Raw genomic sequence first — 17713 nt, forward strand, 5'->3', positions numbered from 1 at the left:
GACATCCGATCTGCGAGCATGTCCCATGAATACCGAATGATGTTTGGTATTGGTCCTGAAACCGCTCAACGAGGAGCCCCCATGTCTCTCTCCCCGCTCGACCCGGCCGCCGAGATCGCGGCCACCGGCGTCATCGCCACCGAACCGCCGTCCGCAGGCTCTCCCGCCGCGAGTCCGCCCGCGAATCGGCGGCTGCTGCCCAGCATGCTGATTTCGTCGCTCACCCTGTTCGCCACCTACGGCGGCCTCATCGCGATCCTGCTGCCCTCGCAGATCGCACTGCTGGACGAGGAGAACAAGGTCGCGAACCTCGCGATCGTCACGACCGTGTCGTTCGTCTTCACGCTGTTCGCGCAGCCCCTCGCCGGCGCCTTCAGCGACAGGACGCGCTCGCGGTTCGGCCGCCGAGCGCCGTGGATGGTCATGGGCGCGATCGTCGGAGGCATCTTCCTCTTCGGCCTGGGGTCGTTGACCGACATCCTGTGGATCACGGTGTTCTGGGTCGTCATCCAGGTCGCGCTGAACTTCCTCCAGGCGCCGCTGACGACGATCACCGCCGACCGGTTCCCGCGGTCGAAGCGCGGCGGCGCGAGCGCGATGATCGGACTCGGCACGCAGCTCGGGATGACGGTCGGCGTCATGATCGCGGCCGCACTCGGCTCGCAGATCGGGATCGGCTACTCCACCTTCGGCATCGCGGTGATCGTGGTGACGGTCCTGTTCGTCCTCCTCAACCGCGACTGGTCGTCCAAGAGCGCCCTGGTCGAGCCCTTCAGCTGGGGCGCCTTCTTCCGAGGCTTCTGGATCAACCCGCGCAAGCACCCCGACTTCGCCTGGGCCTTCGGGGCGAGGTTCCTCCTCATCCTCGGCTACTTCGTGGTCGCGACCTACCAGCTCTACCTGCTCACCGACTACATCGGGATGTCGCTCGTCGAGGCGCAGGGCGCGACCCTCACCCTGACGCTGATCCCTCTGGTGCCGACGCTGATCGCGATCGTGCTCTCCGGGTGGCTGAGCGACAGGCTCGGACGCCGCAAGGTGTTCATCTACGTCGCCTCCGTCGTCATGGTGGCGGGGCTCTCGGTGCCGATCTTCCTGCCGAACATGACGGGCATGATCATCATGAGCGTCGTGAACGGCATCGGGTTCGGTCTGTACATGTCGGTGGATGCCGCGCTGATGACCGAGGTCCTGCCGAGCGAGGGCACCGCGGCGGGCAAGGATCTCGGCATCCTCAACGTCGCGACCAACATCCCGCAGGCGATGAGCCCCGCGATCGCCGCGGTGATCATCACGTCCTTCGGCGGCTACGCCATGCTCTTCGGCTTCGCGATCGTCTTCGTGATCCTCGCCGCCATCGCCACCGCACCGATCAAGGGAGTCCGCTGATGACCGAGAATACGACCATGACCGATTTCGTAGAGGTGGACACCGCGGCAGGGCGGGTGCGCGGACGCTGGCGCCCGACGACGGGGACCGGACGGATGCCGCGGTCGGCGGCGTTCCTCGGCATCCCGTTCGCCGAGGCCCCCGTCGGGCCGCTGCGATTCCAGGCGCCCGTGCCCAAGGCTCCGTGGGAGGGCGTGCGCGACGCGCTCGAGTTCGCCGCCACCGCGCAGCGCGGCGACCCGGGTGTGACGCTGATCCCCGAGCCGTCCGTGCCGGGGGAGTCCACCCTCAACGTGAACGTCTTCACGCCCGATCCCGACGCGGCCGGCCTGCCCGTGCTCGTGTGGATCCACGGTGGAGGCTACTTCGCCGGGTCTCCCGCGAGCGCCTGGTACGACGGCCGCAACTTCAACCGCGACGGCGTCGTGACCGTGTCGATCTCGTACCGGCTCGGCTTCGACGGCTTCGGGTGGATCGAGGACGCCCCGTCGAACCGCGGCATCCGCGACTGGCTGCTCGCCCTGGAGTGGGTGCAGCAGAACATCGCGGCCTTCGGCGGCGATCCCTCGCGCGTCACGATCGCCGGGCAGTCCGCCGGCGGCGGCGCGGTGCTCACCCTGCTCGGGATGGAGAAGGCGCAGCACCTGTTCCACGGCGTCTACGCGATCTCGGGTGCGCTCGCCGACGTCTCGGCGGAGCGCGCCGAGAAGTTCGGCCGAGGGCTGGCCGCGGCCGGCGGGGTCGCGCCGACCGTCGCCGGCTTCTCCTCTCTCGACGAGGAGCGCGTGATCGCGCTCCAGAAGAAGGCGACGGAGCTGGGCCCGAGCTCTCTCGGCAGCATCGTCGAAGAGGGGCTCCCGCTGGGTCCGTCCGTCGACGGCGACCTTCTCGTGCGTCCGACGCGGGAGTCGCTGCGGGCGGGCGTCGGCGCCGACAAGCCGCTGGTGATGGGCGCGACCGACGACGAGTTCACGATGGCCTTCTCGGGGGTCGCGAAGAAGCTGCGCTGGGTTCCCAAGGCGTTCCTGCTGAACAGGCTCGGGATGCCGAAGGGCGCGATGCGTCCCTACCTGGCCGCCAACCAGGACGCCCTGGAGCGCGGCACCGCGGGCATCGCCGGGCGCCTGCTCACCGACAGGATGTTCCGCACCGCCGTGCTGAACATCGCCGAGGACCGCGGGGACGCTCCGACCTGGCTGTACCGGTTCTCCTGGCCGTCCGGCACATTCGGTTTCGCCGAGCACTGCCTCGACGTGCCCTTCTTCTTCGACTGCCTCGACGGCCCCGCGATGGTGCCGCTCGCCGGCCCGAACCCGCCCCAGGCCCTCGCCGATCAGGTGCACGCGGCCGCGACCTCGTTCATCGAGACGGGCGACCCCGGTTGGCCCGTCCACGAGGGCGATCGCGGCGTCGTCCGCGTGTGGGACACGCCGGTCAGCGACGTGGTCGACGGGTACGCGTCGGTGCGTGCGCTGCGGGAACCGGTGTCGTGACCGCGGCATCCGGGCGGGAGGGGCAGGCCCCTCCCGCCAGTCCGTCGCGCCCGCGTGCGCTGCTGTGGACCGCCGTCGCCCTGTTCGTCGTGTTCGTGCTGCTCGGCGTCGGCGTGCTCGCCTCCCCGCCGTCTCCGTGGACGCAGGCGCTCGACGACGCGTGGCGGGCGCTGCTCGGAGTGGGGCCGGAGTCGGCGCTGCCGGCCGGTCCGGTGGCGCAGCTGTTCCAGAACCTCGGTGCCCTGCCCGGCTTCGCGCTCATGATGATCGTGCTGCCGCTCGCGCTCGTCGCGATCGGGCGCTGGCGATCCGCGCTCTTCGTGATCGCCGTGCAGCTCGCCGGTCCCGGACTGCTCTCGCAGCTCACGAAGAACCTCGTCGACCGTCCCCGCCCCGCCGCCGACGAGGCCGCGGGTCTCTTCGGGCCGCTCGTCATGGTCGACCACGGATCGTTCCCCTCGGGGCACGCCGTGAGCACGGCGACGGTGATCGTCACGGTGTTCGCGCTGATTCCGGCATCCGCGGTGTGGATGCGCCGCATCTGGACGGTCGTCGGCCTGCTGCTCGCGATCGGCATCGTGTGGCAGCGCACGCTCATCAACGCGCACTGGTTCAGCGACACGCTCGCCGGACTCATCGGAGGCGCGGCTGTCGCGCTGCTGCTCTGGTGGGCGTTCGAGCCCTGGCTGCGTCGGGATCGAGCCCGGAAGGCGACCTTCCTCGGCCGCTGAGCGCTGAGCTCCGGGGACTGCGTGGGGTGGCGCCGCGCGGCGCTACCCCACGCGGTACGCGCGGTAGTGCACGGCGCTGGCCAGGCGCTGCGCCGACGCGAGGAAGAGACTCCGCTGCAGGTGGGCGAGCGCCGGGGCCGAGGTCTCGACGGTCACCGTCGTGCGGAAGGAGTACAGCGTCGGATCGACGTCCTCCCCGCGGCCCAGCCGGGCGAGCACCTCGTGTGGTCCCGTGCGCAGCCCGCGGGCGTGGAGCAGCAGGAGGTCGCCGGATGCCGTGCGCGCCGAGTACCTGCTGTCGATCTCGATCGTGCCGTCGGGGCGGACGAGCTGCCAGTCGGCGCCGCCGGGCAGGACCTCCGCGTCGACCTCTCCGCTCACCCGTCCGCCGAGGATCGGCACGACCCTGCGGTGGCCGGCGCTGGTGCCGAGGTGGTCCTCCAGTGGGCCGAGCGCGACCTCGACGTCGAAGGCGGGGGTGAGCGTGGGGACGGGCAGGGTCATCGGTCGTCCTTCGGGTCGTGGGGAGCGGATGCCGCGGCATCCGCTCCGGTGAGCACGGTGCACAGCCTCTCGAGCACCGGAACCGCCGCGGAGAGCACCGCGCGCTCCTCCTCGTCGAGGGCATCGGCCGCGCGCGCCACGAGCGCGGAGTGGGCGGCGTCGAAGCGGTCGAACAGATCGAGCGCGCGCGCCGAGGCGCGGACGACGACGCGGCGACCGTCGGCCGGGTCGGGGGTGCGCTCGACGAGATCATCGGCCTGCATGGCTCCGAGCAGGTTGCTCACCGTCGGACGGCTCAGACGCAGCGTCGCCGCGATCTCGGCCGGACCCTTCGCGACACCGCGCGGGAGGGTGCGGAGCACGTCGATCTGCGCCTCGGAGAGCTCGGGGAGGCGGGCCTCGGCACGGGTCGCCGCGAGCAGCGCCCGCCGCAGCGGGGAGATCACGCCGGCGAGGCGGGCGGCGTCGAGAGCGCTCATCGGTCCGCCCTCGCGCTCAGCGACGGACGCTCGTTGAGCGTCTCCGGGAGGAAGCCCGCCGCGGTCTTGTAGTCGGCGGCGATCCGCTCGCGCTCGGCGCGCGGCACCACGTCGTCGATGTCGGCGAACCCCTCGGGCGCGCGCTCGGCGGCGACGAGCATCACCCGCTCGGGGCCGGTGGCCCTGGTGCCGGCGAGCAGGGCGGTCATCGCGGGACGGCGGTCGTCCTCGTAGCGGGTGAGCGCCTCGTCGATCGAGTCGGCCGTGGCGAGGTGGAACGCGAGGGTGCGCGCGTCGAGGATCGCCTGTGAGCCGCCGTTCGAGCCGTTCGGGTACATCGCGTGCGCGGCGTCGCCGAGGAGCGTCGTGCGGCCGAAGGTCCACCGGGGCAGTGCGTCGCGGTCGACCATCGGATACTCCAGGATCTCCTCGGCTGCGGCGATCGCCCCCGGAACATCGAGCCAGTCGAAGCTCCAGTCGCGGAACAGCTCCGCGATCGGCGCCGGGTCGATCGCCCGGTTCCAGTCGGCGTCGCCCGAGCCCCCGACGCGCTTCTCGGCGATGAAGTTCACGAGCACCCGGCCGTCGGCATCGGCCTCCTGCAGCGGATACGCGACGAACTTCTGCTCGCCGTCGCCGGCCATGATCATGGTGCGACCGTCGAGGAACGCCGGGATGCGGGCGACCCCCCGCCACAGCGTCAGGCCGCTCCAGGGCGGAGCGCCCTCCGCGGGATAGCGCAGGGCGCGCAGGGCGGAGTGGATGCCGTCGGCACCGACGACCACGTCGGCCGTCGCCTCGACCTCGCCGTCGGCCGTCGCGAATCGCGCGGTCTCGGTGCCGTCGGCGTTCGAGCGGATGCCGATGAGGCGGTGGCCGAGACGGATCGGCTCGGCCAGCCGCGCGTCGGCGAGATCGCGCAGGGCCAGCTGCAGCCGCCCGCGGTGCACCGACAGCTGCGGCCAGCGGTACCCGGCGGCGACGCCGCGCGGCTCGTCCCAGATCGCCTGCCCGAAGCGCGTGAAGTACGCGAGCGTGCGCGGCTCGACCCCGAGCGCGGCGATCGTCTCGGCGACGCCCAGTTCGGTGAGCTCGCGCACCGCATGCGGGAGCAGGTTGATGCCGACCCCGAGTCCGCGGATGCCGGTGCTGCGCTCGTAGACGGTGACGTCCGTGAGGCCGGCCTCATGCAGGCTGATCGCGGCGGCGAGCCCGCCGATGCCCGCGCCGACGACGATGATCTTCATCGATCTCTCCCTCTCGCACCCGCCGTGGGTGCCGGGGATAGTTTTGCAACAAAACTAGTTTGGGCGCAAGAGGGGGTTCAGTCCTGGGCGGCCGCGCGGGCGGCGGACTCGAGGATGACGTCGACCCCGAGCAGGAAGAGCTCCCGGTCCTGCAGGTCCGACAGCAGGACGCTGTGCTCCGCGATCAGCGGGAACTGCCGCGGATCGGCGAGGAGGGGGGAGTCGATCCACGGGCTGTCCGCACCGTCGTCCTCGGCGACCGCGCGCGCCCTGGCGATGCCGGCCGCGACCGACAGGACGTGCGAGGCGAGCAGCGCGTAATGATGCACGAGAGTCTGCCCGCGCAGCCCCGCACGGTGCAGAGCGTCGAGCATGAGCTCGATGGCGGCGAGTTCCCCGGGGCCGTGGGTGGTCAGCGCGGTCGCCTCGGTGCCGATCGCGGGGTGGCGGACGTACAGCGCGAGGGTCTCCTCGGCGAGTGCGCGCAGGCGATCCGCCCACTCTTCGACGGGCAGGGAGACGGATGCAGCGGCGCGGCCGTTCAGCTCGTCGAGGAGCGCGCCCATCAGCGCCTCCTTGCTCGCGAAGTGCCGGTAGATCGCCGTGGGGTCCGCACCGAGCCGTGCGCCGAGGTCGCGAACCGAGATCGACGCGACCCCGGTCGCCGCGAGCTCCATGCCGGCCTCGATGATCACCGCGCGATCCAGCCGCACGCGGGTTGATGCCTTGTCGTTCGCCATCGTCTCTCCGGTCTTCCTCGCTCCATCGTGCCATGACGCGGCGCGATCTCCTCAGCAGACTACGGCCGCGCAACAGTCATGACAACAGTGTTGACATTGCCGATGACGGCGGATAGCTTTATCGCGATCCTGCAGCTTCGACGACGAAGAAAGGCGCGCGATGACGAGCGACATCATCTTCCACGGAGGTCCCGTGTTCACCGGAAGCGGTGCACCCCTCGAGAACCACGCGGTCATCGTCCGCGGCGGACGCATCGCGGCCGTGGTCCCCGAGACCGACCTCGCCGCCGCATCCGACGCCCGGCGCATCGACCTGCGCGGAGCCCTGCTCAGCCCGGGGTTCCAGGACGCGCACATCCATCCGGTCGGCGGCGGCATCGAGCTGCTGCAGTGCAACCTCACGGATGCCGAGAACGCCGAGGAGACCTCGGCCCTCATCCGCGCCTACGTCGCGGAGAACCCCGAGGTCGAATGGGTTCTCGGCGGCGGCTGGGGCATGGACCACTACCCGGGCGGCAACCCGCCCCGGCAGCTGCTCGACGAGGCGGCGGGCGGACGACCCGTGCTGCTGCAGAGCCGCGACCACCACAGCACCTGGGCCAGCACCGCGGCCATCGAGCGCGCCGGCATCACCGCCGAGACGGCGGATCCCGAAGACGGCCGCATCGTCCGCGAAGCCGACGGGTACCCCGCCGGGACCTTCCACGAGGGCGCGGGCGACCTGTTCGCCCACGTGCGCCCCGCGACCTCGGACGAGCTCGCCTACCAGGGGCTGCTGCGCGCGCAGGACGAGCTCATCGCCCTCGGCATCACCGGCTGGCAGGACGCGATGGTCGGCGCCGGGGTCGCCGGCATCGCCGATCCGCTCGGCGCCTACGAGCGGGCCATCGAGGAGGGAACCCTCAAGGTGCACGTGGTCGGAGCCCAGTGGTGGGTGCGCGACGGAGGCATCGAGCAGGTCGAACGGATGATCGCCCGGCGCGAGGCGGCAGCGGCGGCTCATCCCGACCGCCGCCTCGATCTCGGCACCACGAAGATCATGGTCGACGGCGTCGCCGAGAACCAGACGGCCGCGATGCTCACGCCGTACCGCGACGGCTCGGGGCACGACACCTGCAACCACGGCCTCAGCTTCATCGCCCCCGAGAACCTGCGCCGCTACGTCACCGCGCTGGATGCCGCAGGGCAGCAGGTGCACATGCACGCGCTCGGCGACCGGGCGGTGCGCGAGGCGCTCGACGCCCTCCAGGACGCGCACGACGTGAACGGCGCGACCGACGGCCGGCACCACCTCGCCCACCTGCAGATCGTCGCGGAGGACGACGTCCTCCGCTTCGCGGAGCTCGACGCCATCGCGAACATCCAGGCGCTGTGGGCCACGCACGAGGACCAGCTCGACGAGCTCACCCTCCCTTTCCTCCAGGACGGGCAGGAGGCCAGGCAGTACCCGTTCGGGGACTTCGCACGCGAGGGCGTCCGCTTCGCCGCCGGCAGCGACTGGCCGGTGTCGACCGCCGACCCGATCGCGGCCATCCACATCGCCGTGAACCGCACCGTGCCCGGCTCCGAACGCGGCCCGCTCGGCGGCGAGCACCAGCGCCTCGATCTGGAGACCGCGCTCGCCGCGTACACCTCCGGCACCGCGTACGTGAACCGCCGCGAGGGCGACACCGGCAGCATCCGCGAGGGCTATCTCGCCAACCTCGTCGTGCTCGACCCGAACCCGTTCGCCGGTCCGGCATCCGAGATCCACCGCACCCGCGTCGCCTCGACCTGGATCGAGGGGCAGCCCGTGTACGAAGCCGAATCCGCCACCACCCGCAAGGAGTCCTGATGTCGCGCATGTTCCTCCGTGGCGGCGCCGTCGCCGTCGCCGGCATCCTCTCGGTCGCCGCCCTGGCCGCCTGCTCGCCCGCCGCCGGGGGAGGAGGCGCCGACGAGCCGATCGACTGGAAGATCACGTCGACGACCGCGGCCCCCAGCGGCGACATCGACTCGTTCACCTTCGCGAGCTACTCCGAGCCGTACTCGCTCGACTACGCCTACGCCTTCGACTACTCCGATAACCAGGTGCTCGCCAACGTCTGCGAGTCGCTCCTGCGGCTGAACCCCGACTTCTCGCTCACGCCGGCCCTCGCCGAGTCCGTCGATCACCCGACGCCGGAGACCTGGGTCTACACCATCCGCCAGGGCGTGACGTTCCACGACGGCACGCCGTTGACCGCCGCCGACGTCGTCGCCTCCATGTCGCGCCACCTCGACCCCGCGGTCGGATCGTCGTGGTTCTCGGTGTACCAGAACGTCGTCGACATCTCGCAGACGGGCGAGAACCAGGTCACCGTGACCATGTCGGGTCCCGACTCGCAGTTCAACCTCTCGATGGGCGGCTCTGCGGGTGTGATCGAATCCGCGGCGACCCTCGCCGAGAAGGGCGCCGACTACGGCAACTCGACCGGAGGGGTCAACTGCACCGGGCCGTTCTCCTTCACGACGTGGGAGTCGGGGGAGTCGATCACCCTCACGCGCTACGACGGATACTGGGACGAGGATCTCCGGGCACGCTCGGGCGAGGTGACGTTCGTCTTCATGGGCGACTCCACGGCGCGGGTGAACGCGATGAAGTCGGGCAGCGTCGACGGCGGCTGGATGATCCCGATGGAGGCCGTGCCGCAGCTGCGCGCCTCCGGCAAGGGCGACGTGCTGTTCGGCCCCTCCACCGCCGTCGGCAACATCGTGATCAGCGACCTCGACGGCCCGCTCGGCGACCTCAGGGTGCGCAAGGCGCTGTTGCTGGCGATGGACCGCCAGGGCATCGTGCAGGCCGCGGCCCGAGGCGTGGGCGAGGTCACCGACGTCATGACCACCGAGTCGGTCTGGCGAGACGGATCGGATGCCGCCCGCACCACAGCTTTCGACGACATCACCCACTACGAGCAGAACCTCGAGGAGGCGAAGAAGCTCATCGCCGAAGCGGGCGTCGAAGGGGAGACCCTCACGTACGTCACGGCGCCGATCGGCAACGACTTCGCCGTCATCTCGCAGGCCACAGCCGCGGCCGCGCAGTCGATCGGCCTGAAGGTGAAGGTCGAGTCCGTGAGCCCCGCCGCGTACACGGCGCTGTTCTCCGACCCGAGCGCCAGGGAAGGGGTCGACCTCTTCTACACGAGCTGGTACCTCTCCAGCCCCGACGCGCTCGAGATGTACTCCGTGCTGCGCACCGGCGAGTTCAGCAACTACGGCGGCTGGTCCGACCCCGCATTCGACGAGGTCGTGAACCAGGCGATCGCCACCGACGACCCCGCCGCTCGCAGCGAGCTCACCGCGAAGGCGCAGCAGATCGCGAACGCCGAGCTGCCGTGGCTGCCGCTGTCGACCGGCCCGCTGTCGCTCTTCCAGGGCGAGCGCATCAGCGGGATCTCCCCGTCGATGGCCTTCCTTTACTACCCCTGGGCCGCCGAGGTCGGGGCTCGCTGAGGTCGGATGCCGCGCATCGCCCGGTGCGCGGCATCCACCCCTCTCCCGACACGGACGCCCTTCACCCCTGAACCCTGAGGAGATCACCCGATGCATGCCGCTCGACGCGTCGCCGGGAAGCTCGGCGGACTGCTGCTGACGCTGTTCCTCGCCTCGCTGCTCGTCTTCTTCTCGCGCTTCCTCGTGCCGGGGGATCCCGTGAGCTTCCTGCTGCGGGGCCGCAAACCCAGCCCCGAGGCCGTGGCGCAGGTCACGGCCCAGTACGGCCTCGACCGCTCGCCGATCGAGCAGTACCTCCGCTGGATCGGCGGGGCGGTGCGGGGCGACTTCGGCCGCTCATTGCAGTTCCGGCAGGACGTGAGCGTCGTGCTCGGGGAGCGGCTGCCCGTCACGCTCACCCTGGTCGTGATGGCGGGCGCGATCATCGCGGTCGTCGGGCTCGTGCTCGGAGCCGTGGCCGCTCTGAACAGGGGCCGGCTCGTGGACCGCGTCGTGCTGATCGGACTCACCGTGCTCGGGGCGATCCCGTCGTTCGTCGGCTCGATCATGCTCATCGCGGTGTTCTCGGTGCAGCTCGGCTGGTTCCCCTCGTTCGGGTCGGGGGAGGGCTTCCTCGACACCGTCCACCACCTGGTGCTGCCCTCCATCGCGCTGGCGATCGTGTTCATCGTGCTCGTCGGAAAGGTGACGCGCTCCGCGATGGTCGAGCAGCTGAGCCGGGAGCACGTCGAGGTCTCCACGAGCCGCGGCGTGAAGCGCTCGATCGTCGTACGCCGACACGTGCTGCGCAACGCGCTGGGCCCCATCCTCACGGTCAGCGGCGTGCTCGTCGCCGGTCTCATCGTCGCGAGCTCGATCGTGGAGGCCGCGTTCGGCCTCTCGGGCGTGGGCTCGCTGCTCGTCCAGTCGGTCGACCGCCTGGACTTCCCCGTCGTCCAGGCGATCGTGCTGCTGGTGGTGGCGGCGTTCGTCGTCATCAACGCGATCGTCGACATCCTCGAACCCTGGATCGACCCCCGATCCGCCGCAGGAGCTGGTGCCCGATGACCTCCTCGACCCCCACGCTGGCGGTGCGCGTGCTGCGTGCGCCGCGCATCCCCCGGCCGCCGATCCTCTTCGCGATCAGCGCCGTCGTGCTCCTCGTCGTCACGCTGGCCGCGGTCCTCGCCCCGTGGATCTCCCCCTACGACCCGGATGCCGTCGACTTCACCGCGTTCTACGCCCCGCCGTCCGCCGCGCACTGGCTCGGCACCGACGCGCTCGGCCGCGACATCCTCAGCCGCATCATCTGGGGTGGGCGCACCGCGCTGATCGGCCCGCTCGCGGTCGTGCTGTTCTCCACGGTGCTCGGCATCCTGCTCGGCCTCCTCGCGGGGTGGCGCGGCGGGTGGATCGACGCCGTCCTCGGCCGCGTGTTCGACGTGCTGTTCGCGTTCCCCTCGCTGCTGATCGCGATCATGGCCGTCGCGCTGTTCGGCAAGGGGCTGCTCGCCCCGGTGATCGCGATGAGCATCGCCTACGCGCCGTTCGTCGCGCGGCTGACGCGGTCGCTCGTCGCCGCCGAGCGCACCAGACCCTACGTCTCGGCCTATCGGGTGCAGGGGTTCGGCGGCGCGTGGATCGCACTGCGCCGCGTGCTGCCCAACATCACCCCCATCGTCGGCGCGCAGTCGACGCTGAACTTCGGCTACGTGCTCGCCGAGCTCGCCGGCCTCTCCTTCCTCGGCCTCGGCGTGCAGCCGCCGACGGCCGACTGGGGCGGCATGATCAACGAGGCCCAGTCGGGCGTCGCCTCAGGACAGTTCCTCCCCGCCATCGCCCCGGCCGTGATCGTCGTGATCGTGGTCGTCGCGGTGAACATCATCGGCGAGGAACTGTCGGACCGCATCGGCGGATCGGAGTTCGCATGACCCTTCTCGACATCAGCGACCTGACGCTCGACCTGCCGAACGGCATCCGCCTGCTCCACGGCATCTCGCTGAGCGTCTCGCCGGGGGAGACCGTCGGACTCGTGGGCGAGTCCGGCTCCGGCAAATCCCTCACCGCGCGCTCCGTGCTCGGTCTGCTGCCCGACGGTGCCGTGGTCGGAGGCTCCGTGACGGTCGACGGCCGCTCGCCGCTCCGGGCAGGGGCCGATCGGCAGGAGATCCGTCGGCACGAGGCGGCGATGGTCTTCCAGGATCCCCGCGCAGGCATCAATCCCATGCGCACGGTCGGCGATCACGTCACCGAGGCGCTGCGGCTGTGCGAGGGCTGGCCTGCGGGGAAGGCGCGCGACCGCGCCGTCGAGCTGCTGACCGCCGTGCGGCTGCCCGCGCCGAGCGAGCACCTGGAGCAGCATCCCCACGAGCTCTCCGGAGGCATGCTGCAGCGGGTGATGATCGCGGGGGCGCTGAGCGCGTCACCGAAGCTGCTGGTGTGCGACGAGCCCACCACCGCGCTCGACGTCACCACCCAGGCCGAGATCGTGCAGGTGCTGCGCGACCTCTGCGCGCAGATCGGGATGGGGATGCTGTTCATCACCCACGACCTCAACCTCGCCGGATCCCTGTGCGACCGGCTCGTCGTGATGAAGGACGGCGCCGTCGTGGAGGAGGGCCCGGCCCGATCCGTGCTGATCGCGCCCGCGGCGGACTACACGCGCAGGCTGGTCGCGGCGACGCCGAAGCTCACCGGCGCGGTGACGGTGGCGCCCGAGACCTCCGCCGACGCCCAGCTCGTGGTCACCGGGGTGGGGAAGACCTATCGTCGGCGGGGGCGCAGCGACGTCGCCGCCGTGGTCGACGCCGAGCTCGTGATCCCCCGAGGCGGTTCGCTCGCCGTCGTGGGCGAGTCGGGCTCGGGCAAGTCGACTCTCGCGCGCATGATCGTCGGGCTGGAGGAGCCGGATGCCGGGGAGATCCGCATCGGCGGCCGCTCGATGGCCGGCATCCCCCGCACCCGCGCGGAGCGGCTGGAGCGCGCCAAGAGCGTGCAGATGGTGTTCCAGGACCCGTACCTGTCGCTCGACCCCCGCATCCCGGCCGGGCGCGCGATCGAAGACGTGCTGACGCTGCACACGGGGCGCACCGGCGCCGCGGCGCGCGCACGGGCGCTGGAACTCCTCGTCGCGGTCGGCCTCTCCGAGGAGCACCTGACCGCGCGACCCCGCACCCTCTCCGGGGGCCAGCGCCAGCGCGTCGCGATCGCCAGGGCGCTCGCGGTGGAGCCGGAGCTGCTCGTGATGGACGAGGCCACCAGTGCACTCGACGTCTCGGTGCAGGCGCAGGTGCTCGATCTCGTCGCCGGCATCCGTCAGCAGCAGGGACTCACGCTGCTGTTCATCAGCCATGACCTCGCCGTGGTGCGCCGAGTGTGCGCCGAGACGATCGTGATGAAGCGCGGACGCATCGTCGAAGCCGGACCCACGTCGCAGCTGCTCGATGATCCGCAGCACGAGTACACCCGCCTGCTCATCGACTCGGTGCCCGTCCCCGTCGTGTGAAGATCGGGGCCGCCGCCGTCACTTTGTCGGCGCCATGGACGCTGAGCCGGCGGACGCGCCGGGGCTGCGCCGGCATCCGGTGTCTCGCGCCGACAGGACGACGACGGATGCCGGGACGAGGCCAGCACGACCAGCCCGCCACGGTGGCTCAGGCCACGTACACTTTGCGGAGCGTCTCGGTCACGGTCCACACGGTCTGCATGCCCTCGGCCAGACGCACGAGAGAGCCGGGGCCCATCTCCAGCGGCGGCAGAGGAGGTGACACGAACTCGATCACGGCGTGACCCGACAGCACGACGAAGACCTCGTCGGCCTCGGTGTCGGATGCCGTGCCGGGGGTCATCTCCCAGATGCCGACCTCGGTGTCCCCGACGGTCGCGAGGGGCAGCAGCGCCGCGGTCGGCGACCCGGACACGACCGTCGCCGCGGGCAGCGCCTCGTGCGGGAGATCGACAGCGCGCGCATCGATCCCGGACCCCGCATCGATCCCGGACCCGGCGTCGATCCCGGACCCCGCGTCGAGGCCGGACCCGGCATCGATCCCGGACCCGGCGCCGGCGTCGAGTCCGGACCCGGCGTCGAGCGCGCTCACGAGTCGAACCCCATGCCCACGGCGTCGAGCGCCTTGAGGAAGAGGTTGCGCTTCCCGTCGTTGTGGTCGGCCTGGTTCATCGCGGCTCGGACCAGGTTGATGCCGATCGCGGCGGCGGGCTCCGGCGGGAACGGGATCGGCTTCTCGCGCACCATCTTCAGCTCGGTGCGCTCGGTCTCCTCACCCGACAGCTTGTCGAGCATGACGTCGGCCGCGAAGCGCGCGGCGCCGACGCCCAGTCCGGTGAAGCCGGTCGCATACGCCACGCGGCCCTTGCGCGCGGTGCCGAAGAACGCGCAGAAGCGGCTGGACGAGTCGATCGCCCCCGCCCAGCGGTGCGTGAACGTCAGCCCCTCCAGCTGCGGGAACGTCGTGAAGAAGTGCGAGGCGAGCTTGCGGTGGCTCTCCATGCGGTCCTCGTACTCCGGGCGCACCTTGCCGCCGAAGTGGTAGATCGCGTCGTACCCGCCGAAAAGGATGCGGTTGTCGGCGGTGAGCCGGTAGTAGTGGAACTGGTTCGCGCTGTCGGCGAGGCCCTGACGGTTCGACCAGCCGATCGACGCGAGCTGCTCGTCGCTCAGCGGCTCCGTCATCAGCACGTAGTCGTACACGGGAACGGTCATGAGGCGGTTGCGCTTCAGCAGCGACGGGAACACGTTGGTCGCGAGCGCCACGGCATCCGCCGTCACCCGCCCGCCGGGGGCGATCAGAGTGATCGGACCCGACCCGTCGCCCTCGACGCCGCGCACGATGGAGTGCTCGTAGATCTCCACGCCGAGCTCGACGGCGACGCGGGCCAGTTCCATCCCGAGCTTCGCGGGGTGCACCATCGCGCAGCCCTCGCGGTCCCAGTCTCCGGCGAGGAACGTGGGGGAGTGCACCTCGGCCTGCACCGCGGACTCGTCGAGGTAGCCGTGCTCCTCCCGGTACCACTCGACCTGGTGCGGCTCGACCGCGACGGCCAGTTGTCCCGTGCGCTCGAAGTCGACCTTCATGTCGTACTTCGCGACCGTCGCCTCGATCGCGTCGAGGTTCTCGAGCCCCAGCTCCTCGAGCCGGTCGATCTCCTCGGGCCAGCGGTTCACGCCGTTCTCGTGCCCGTGGGTGAGGCTGGCCTCGCAGAAGCCGCCGTTGCGACCCGACGCCGCCCAGGCGATGCGCGAGGCCTCCAGCAGCACCACGCGCCGCTCGGGATCGCGCTCCTTGGCGCGGACGGCCGTCCACAGGCCGGCGTATCCGCCTCCGACGATGGCCAGATCGGCCGTGATGTCGACGGAGAGCGTCGGGTGCTCGACGCGTTCGACGTCGTCGAGCCAGAACACCCCGAGCGCGGTGTCGCGCAGGGAGGCGTCGATGACCGACTCGGCGGGCTTCTGGCGTTCGAAGACGGTGGTTCCCATGATCACTCCGTTGCGATCGGGGCGCGCGTCAGCGCGTGCCCCAGTTGTAGAGGTCCTTGTAGAGGCCCGCGTAGAGCAGGCTCTCGGTGTGCACGACGCCGGGGATGGTGCGGATGCGGGTCGCGATGAGGTCGATGAGGTCCTCATCGCTCTCGCACACGGCCTCGACGAGGATGTCGAAGGTGCCGAGCGTGACGACGACGTAGGCCAGCTCGGTGATCTTGGTGAGCTCCTGCGCGATCGACCGCGGATCCTTGTCGACGCGGATGCCGATCATCGACATGCGGTGGAAGCCGAGCTGCATCGGATCGGTCACGGCGACGATCTGGATGATGCCCGCCTCCGTCATCCGCTGCACCCGCTGGCGTGCGGCGGCCTCGCTGAGCCCGACCGCGCGGCCGATCTCGGCGTAGGGGCGGCGGCCGTCCTCCTGGAGGAGCTCGACGATCCTCTTCGAGACGTCATCCAGGGCGGGGTGCTTCGGAGTGCTGCTCATGTGTCGATATTGACAGGTTGAACACGCCCATGCAACTGATTCAGTTGTTTCGAGGGAGAAAGAGCTTCAGAATCCGCACGGATGCCGGTACGATATCGCCATGTCCTCAGAGAAGAACTCCGCGACGCTGCAGAACTTCATCGGCGGCCGCTACGTGCCCGTGAACGGAGCGGGTCACCTGCCGCTCATCGACCCCGCGACCGAGGAGGTCTACGGGCAGCTGCCCCTGTCGGATGCGAGCGACGTCGACGCGGCCTACGCCGCGGCATCCGCCGCCTTCCCGCTCTGGCGCGACACCACGCCCGCCGACCGTCAGCTGGCGCTGTTCCGCATCGCCGACGAGATGGAGGCGCGTGCGGAGGAGTTCGCCGACCTGGAGTCGCAGGACACCGGCAAGCCGCGCGCGAGCCTCGTGGCCGATGAGATCGTGCAGTCGATCGACCAGCTGCGCTTCTTCGCCGGAGCCGCCCGCAGCCTCGAGGGGCGCGCCGCCGCGGAGTACATGGCCGGCCACACGTCCTTCGTGCGGCGCGAGCCCGTCGGCGTGATCGGCCAGGTCACCCCGTGGAACTACCCGCTCAACATGGCGGTGTGGAAGATCGCCCCCGCGCTCGCCGCCGGCAACACGGTCGTGCTCAAGCCTGCAGAGTCGACACCGCTCACCACGCTGCTGCTCGCCGAGATCGTGGCGATGCACACCCCCGGCGGCACGCTCAACGTCGTGCTGGGCGACCGTGACACCGGTGTGGCCCTGGTCGAGCATCCTGTTCCGCAGATGGTCGCGATCACGGGTTCGGTCCGCGCGGGCATGGCCGTCGCACGGTCGGCCGCGAACGACGTCAAGCGCGTGCACCTGGAGCTCGGCGGCAAGGCCCCGGCGATCGTGTTCCCCGGCGCCGACATCGCGAAGGCGGCATCCGGCATCGTCACGGGCGCCTTCTTCAACGCCGGGCAGGACTGCACCGCCGCGACCCGCGTGCTCGTGCACTCGTCGATCCACGACGAGCTCGTCGCCGCTCTGGTGGAGAAGACGACGACGGATGCCCGCACCGGGGGGCCGCGTGAGGAGGGCGTGCTCTACGGGCCGCTGTCGAGCGCGGCGCAGCTCGCGCAGGTGCAGGGCTTCGTCGACCGGCTCCCCGCGCACGCCAAGATCGAGGTCGGCGGCCGGCGGCAGGGGGATGCCGGATACTTCTTCGAGGCCACGATCGTGTCGGGGATGCAGCAGGACGACGAGGCCGTGCAGGGCGAGATCTTCGGCCCCGTGCTGACGGTGCAGTCCTTCGAGACCGACGAGGAGGCGCTCGCGCTGGCGAACGGCGTGGACTACGCGCTCGCGTCCTCGGTGTGGACGACCGATCACGCGCGGGCCATGCGCTTCTCGCGTGACCTCGACTTCGGCTGCGTGTGGATCAACACGCACATCCCGTTCGTGTCGGACATGCCGCACGGCGGCTTCAAGCACTCCGGCTACGGCAAGGACCTGTCGCAGTACGGCTTCGACGACTACACGCGCATCAAGCACGTCATGACCGCGCTCGACTGAGTCGGCGCCGGTACGACAGGGGGCATCGCTCGGCCGTGTCGTTCTGTCGGCGGGGAAGCACGGATGCCGGTGGGATCGGACCGGTTCCGCCGACGGAGTGCTACTTGAGCCGACAGAACGGTCGGAGGGGCGCTCGGT

Annotated in this window: 16 protein-coding genes; 9 read left to right on the forward strand and 7 right to left on the reverse strand. The window is 70.7% G+C overall.

Translation table 11 applies throughout. The features are described 5' to 3' along the window. Positions 1-81 precede the first annotated feature (81 nt). From LC438_RS03250 to LC438_RS18715, 3 genes are read left to right on the forward strand one after another with little or no spacing between them, the layout of a single operon-like run. Positions 82-1389: an MFS transporter gene (locus LC438_RS03250; protein ID WP_223585827.1), complete on the forward strand. Its 1308-nt coding sequence runs from the start codon at positions 82-84 to the stop codon at positions 1387-1389. Positions 1390-1406: 17 nt separating this feature from the next. Continuing rightward, the gene (locus LC438_RS03255) at positions 1407-2882 is read left to right on the forward strand and encodes a carboxylesterase family protein (protein ID WP_308116170.1); all 1476 of its coding nucleotides are present in this window, start codon (positions 1407-1409) and stop codon (positions 2880-2882) included. After that, entirely contained in the window at positions 2879-3613 is a 735-nt protein-coding gene (locus tag LC438_RS18715; RefSeq protein ID WP_223585829.1) for a phosphatase PAP2 family protein, read from the forward strand. Before LC438_RS03255 ends, LC438_RS18715 begins: the two co-directional genes overlap by 4 nt. Before the next feature lie 42 nt (positions 3614-3655). On the opposite strand, the gene LC438_RS03265 is transcribed toward LC438_RS18715, so the two are convergent. The 4 genes from LC438_RS03265 to LC438_RS03280 all read right to left on the reverse strand — a co-directional run bounded on the left by LC438_RS03265 (position 3656) and on the right by LC438_RS03280 (position 6583). Then, positions 3656-4117: a DUF3237 domain-containing protein gene (locus tag LC438_RS03265; protein WP_223585830.1), complete on the reverse strand. Its 462-nt coding sequence runs from the start codon at positions 4115-4117 to the stop codon at positions 3656-3658. Continuing rightward, a complete protein-coding gene (locus tag LC438_RS03270; RefSeq protein WP_105675159.1) occupies positions 4114-4596 on the reverse strand; it encodes a MarR family winged helix-turn-helix transcriptional regulator in 483 nt (160 codons plus the stop codon). Before LC438_RS03270 ends, LC438_RS03265 begins: the two co-directional genes overlap by 4 nt. Then, a complete protein-coding gene (locus LC438_RS03275) occupies positions 4593-5843 on the reverse strand; it encodes a flavin-dependent oxidoreductase (protein ID WP_223585831.1) in 1251 nt (416 codons plus the stop codon). Before LC438_RS03275 ends, LC438_RS03270 begins: the two co-directional genes overlap by 4 nt. Positions 5844-5920: 77 nt before the next feature. After that, the gene (locus LC438_RS03280; RefSeq protein WP_223585832.1) at positions 5921-6583 is read right to left on the reverse strand and encodes a TetR/AcrR family transcriptional regulator; all 663 of its coding nucleotides are present in this window, start codon (positions 6581-6583) and stop codon (positions 5921-5923) included. 160 nt (positions 6584-6743) lie between these two features. Here LC438_RS03280 and LC438_RS03285 point away from each other — a divergent pair, with 160 nt between their 5' ends. The 5 genes from LC438_RS03285 (at position 6744) to LC438_RS03305 (ending at position 13541) form a co-directional block, all read left to right on the forward strand. After that, entirely contained in the window at positions 6744-8417 is a 1674-nt protein-coding gene (locus LC438_RS03285) for an amidohydrolase (RefSeq protein WP_223585833.1), read from the forward strand. After that, a complete protein-coding gene (locus LC438_RS03290) occupies positions 8417-10057 on the forward strand; it encodes an ABC transporter substrate-binding protein (protein ID WP_223585834.1) in 1641 nt (546 codons plus the stop codon). The genes LC438_RS03285 and LC438_RS03290 overlap by 1 nt, the downstream gene beginning before the upstream one ends. A 90-nt stretch (positions 10058-10147) precedes the next feature. Next, positions 10148-11104, forward strand: a complete 957-nt coding sequence (locus tag LC438_RS03295; RefSeq protein ID WP_223585835.1) for an ABC transporter permease — start codon at positions 10148-10150, stop codon at positions 11102-11104. Beyond that, positions 11101-11967: an ABC transporter permease gene (locus LC438_RS03300; RefSeq protein WP_223585836.1), complete on the forward strand. Its 867-nt coding sequence runs from the start codon at positions 11101-11103 to the stop codon at positions 11965-11967. Before LC438_RS03295 ends, LC438_RS03300 begins: the two co-directional genes overlap by 4 nt. Continuing rightward, positions 11964-13541 (forward strand): ABC transporter ATP-binding protein, encoded by a 1578-nt coding sequence (locus tag LC438_RS03305; protein ID WP_223585837.1) that lies wholly within the window; start codon positions 11964-11966, stop codon positions 13539-13541. The genes LC438_RS03300 and LC438_RS03305 overlap by 4 nt, the downstream gene beginning before the upstream one ends. Before the next feature lie 148 nt (positions 13542-13689). On the opposite strand, the gene LC438_RS18720 is transcribed toward LC438_RS03305, so the two are convergent. The 3 genes from LC438_RS18720 to LC438_RS03320 are packed head-to-tail and all read right to left on the reverse strand — an operon-like array spanning position 13690 to position 16029. After that, positions 13690-14133, reverse strand: a complete 444-nt coding sequence (locus tag LC438_RS18720) for a cupin domain-containing protein (protein WP_223585838.1) — start codon at positions 14131-14133, stop codon at positions 13690-13692. Beyond that, entirely contained in the window at positions 14130-15533 is a 1404-nt protein-coding gene (locus tag LC438_RS03315) for an FAD-binding oxidoreductase (RefSeq protein ID WP_223585839.1), read from the reverse strand. Before LC438_RS03315 ends, LC438_RS18720 begins: the two co-directional genes overlap by 4 nt. A gap of 28 nt (positions 15534-15561) precedes the next feature. Continuing rightward, positions 15562-16029: an Lrp/AsnC family transcriptional regulator gene (locus LC438_RS03320; RefSeq protein WP_105675177.1), complete on the reverse strand. Its 468-nt coding sequence runs from the start codon at positions 16027-16029 to the stop codon at positions 15562-15564. A gap of 100 nt (positions 16030-16129) precedes the next feature. On the opposite strand from LC438_RS03320, the gene LC438_RS03325 reads away from it, so the two are divergent. Next, a complete protein-coding gene (locus LC438_RS03325) occupies positions 16130-17575 on the forward strand; it encodes a gamma-aminobutyraldehyde dehydrogenase (protein ID WP_223585840.1) in 1446 nt (481 codons plus the stop codon). Positions 17576-17713: the final 138 nt, after the last annotated feature.

It is taken from the genome of Microbacterium sp. OVT16B (genome assembly GCF_019969705.1).
GTDB classification, from domain to species: domain Bacteria; phylum Actinomycetota; class Actinomycetes; order Actinomycetales; family Microbacteriaceae; genus Microbacterium; species Microbacterium natoriense.

What these genes read in the sequence shown, in the direction of transcription:
- LC438_RS03250 (WP_223585827.1), top strand. Translation starts at nt 82, where the DNA reads ATGTCTCTCTCCCCGCTCGACCCGGCCGCCGAGATCGCGGCCACCGGC.
- LC438_RS03255 (WP_308116170.1), top strand. Translation starts at nt 1,407, where the DNA reads ATGACCGATTTCGTAGAGGTGGACACCGCGGCAGGGCGGGTGCGCGGA.
- LC438_RS03265 (WP_223585830.1), bottom strand. Translation starts at nt 4,117, where the DNA reads ATGACCCTGCCCGTCCCCACGCTCACCCCCGCCTTCGACGTCGAGGTC.
- LC438_RS03270 (WP_105675159.1), bottom strand. Translation starts at nt 4,596, where the DNA reads ATGAGCGCTCTCGACGCCGCCCGCCTCGCCGGCGTGATCTCCCCGCTG.
- LC438_RS03275 (WP_223585831.1), bottom strand. Translation starts at nt 5,843, where the DNA reads ATGAAGATCATCGTCGTCGGCGCGGGCATCGGCGGGCTCGCCGCCGCG.
- LC438_RS03280 (WP_223585832.1), bottom strand. Translation starts at nt 6,583, where the DNA reads ATGGCGAACGACAAGGCATCAACCCGCGTGCGGCTGGATCGCGCGGTG.
- LC438_RS03285 (WP_223585833.1), top strand. Translation starts at nt 6,744, where the DNA reads ATGACGAGCGACATCATCTTCCACGGAGGTCCCGTGTTCACCGGAAGC.
- LC438_RS03290 (WP_223585834.1), top strand. Translation starts at nt 8,417, where the DNA reads ATGTCGCGCATGTTCCTCCGTGGCGGCGCCGTCGCCGTCGCCGGCATC.
- LC438_RS03295 (WP_223585835.1), top strand. Translation starts at nt 10,148, where the DNA reads ATGCATGCCGCTCGACGCGTCGCCGGGAAGCTCGGCGGACTGCTGCTG.
- LC438_RS03300 (WP_223585836.1), top strand. Translation starts at nt 11,101, where the DNA reads ATGACCTCCTCGACCCCCACGCTGGCGGTGCGCGTGCTGCGTGCGCCG.
- LC438_RS03305 (WP_223585837.1), top strand. Translation starts at nt 11,964, where the DNA reads ATGACCCTTCTCGACATCAGCGACCTGACGCTCGACCTGCCGAACGGC.
- LC438_RS03315 (WP_223585839.1), bottom strand. Translation starts at nt 15,533, where the DNA reads ATGGGAACCACCGTCTTCGAACGCCAGAAGCCCGCCGAGTCGGTCATC.
- LC438_RS03320 (WP_105675177.1), bottom strand. Translation starts at nt 16,029, where the DNA reads ATGAGCAGCACTCCGAAGCACCCCGCCCTGGATGACGTCTCGAAGAGG.
- LC438_RS03325 (WP_223585840.1), top strand. Translation starts at nt 16,130, where the DNA reads ATGTCCTCAGAGAAGAACTCCGCGACGCTGCAGAACTTCATCGGCGGC.